Below are 1,445 nucleotides of genomic sequence, written 5' to 3' on the forward strand. Positions count from 1 at the left end.
AACTCATCTTTCTCTCCTCACTTACCCTTCTTCTTACTCTTCTTATTCTTATGAAGCGGCGCTTTTACTGCTTCATCACGCGGCTTAAGCTCTTGTGTTAGTCTTTGAATTTCCTCGTCGCGTGATTGCACATCTGCTTTTAGTGCCTGTATCTTTTCACTTTTCCGTGTAAACTCTTCTCGATACGCATCTATACTTTGTTTTAGTTCTTCAGTCTTTTGTTTCAGTTGTTTAATTTCCTTGTCACGTTCTTCAATNTTAATTTCCTTGTCACGTTCTTCAAGATCCGCATCACATTCATCAATTGTCTGCTTGCTTTCCTTTAAATACCTAAACTCATTCTCTTTCATTTTTTTCTTAATATCTTGAACCTGCTCTTTAAGTGCTTTAACTTGATCGCGATAATGCAATGCAATACGAAACATCACTCCGCTTAAGAGCAAAACTGAAACCACTGCTATCCATAAAATTTCATTCGAACTCATTTTGATCTCCTTAAGGCTGCAAACTATCGCCGGTGTGATCAACACCGCAGCTCTTGCAAATTTTCGACATTGGGGGGTGTTGCTCTTGATCGCATAAAGATTTTAAAAGATAAGCCACTGCTCCTCTTGAAGGAACACCATATTTTTCCCAACGCCATACCGTTGATTTGTTGACGCCTAATAACGCCGCCATTTCGTCCAGCGTAAGATTAAGGCGTTTTCTTAGTTCTTTTGCTTCTATCTTATTCATAAAATTAAGTGTGCAATGTGCACAGAAAAAAGTCAAGTCGAAAAGCACACATAATATGTGCATTATGAATGAAAAGGATTTAATAGAATGCCAGAACAAAAAACAGACCAAGCTATACGCTTAACAGAAGCAAGAATTGCTAAAGGATTTAAATCTGCTCGCGCAGCAGCTCAATATTATGGCTGGCCATATTACACTTACATACAACATGAACAAGGAGTTCGCGGCATCAATAAAGCCGCGAGTCGATACGCAAAAGCTTTTAACGTAAGCACAGGGTGGTTATTGACTGGTGAAGGACAGGGTATAAAAACAAAATCTACAACTGCTCTTTCAGACCGCGAACTTCAAAAAGAAGTTTTTAACGCTTTAAAAGATATATCTCCTGAAAAAAAGCAGTGGCTTCTTCGCATTTTAAATACCTTAAAAGACGAAGAATAATAATTAATCTTCTTTGTTTATCTACATTAAGCTTATTCACTTCCTCCATTATAAGGTAATCAACGTCATTCATTTTATATATCCTAAATAATATAATACTCACTATATATGTTCATCTTGCACATATTTTTTGTTGACATATGTGCAATATGCGCATATAAATGCCCTCATACAGTAAAAAATAACCATTGCCAATAGGCAGTATGGAGGCATTTGTGAATAAACCAGTGTTTATAAATTCTGATGAAATTCTCTTAGTGATGTGCGAA

The 1,445-nt window shown here is 36.6% G+C and carries 3 protein-coding genes; 1 reads left to right on the forward strand and 2 read right to left on the reverse strand.

Features of this window, described 5'->3' with window-relative positions:
• Positions 1–17: 17 nt before the first annotated feature.
• Together ACFIKX_RS09665 and ACFIKX_RS09670 are read right to left on the reverse strand one after the other, a co-directional pair.
• Positions 18–485 carry a hypothetical protein gene (locus ACFIKX_RS09665; protein ID WP_375661252.1) on the reverse strand — a complete coding sequence of 156 codons (468 nt, stop codon included), beginning with the start codon at positions 483–485 and terminating at the stop codon, positions 18–20.
• A gap of 10 nt (positions 486–495) precedes the next feature.
• Positions 496–735, reverse strand: a complete 240-nt coding sequence (locus ACFIKX_RS09670; RefSeq protein WP_375628672.1) for a helix-turn-helix domain-containing protein — start codon at positions 733–735, stop codon at positions 496–498.
• 87 nt (positions 736–822) lie between these two features.
• Here ACFIKX_RS09670 and ACFIKX_RS09675 point away from each other — a divergent pair, with 87 nt between their 5' ends.
• The gene (locus ACFIKX_RS09675; protein WP_375628671.1) at positions 823–1,176 is read left to right on the forward strand and encodes an XRE family transcriptional regulator; all 354 of its coding nucleotides are present in this window, start codon (positions 823–825) and stop codon (positions 1,174–1,176) included.
• Positions 1,177–1,445 lie beyond the last annotated feature (269 nt).

It is taken from the genome of Bartonella sp. CM86QHHN (assembly GCF_042194695.1).
GTDB lineage: Bacteria > Pseudomonadota > Alphaproteobacteria > Rhizobiales > Rhizobiaceae > Bartonella.

Coding starts and splice junctions, on each gene's coding strand:
- ACFIKX_RS09670 (WP_375628672.1), bottom strand. CDS start 735: ATGAATAAGATAGAAGCAAAAGAACTAAGAAAACGCCTTAATCTTACG.
- ACFIKX_RS09675 (WP_375628671.1), top strand. CDS start 823: ATGCCAGAACAAAAAACAGACCAAGCTATACGCTTAACAGAAGCAAGA.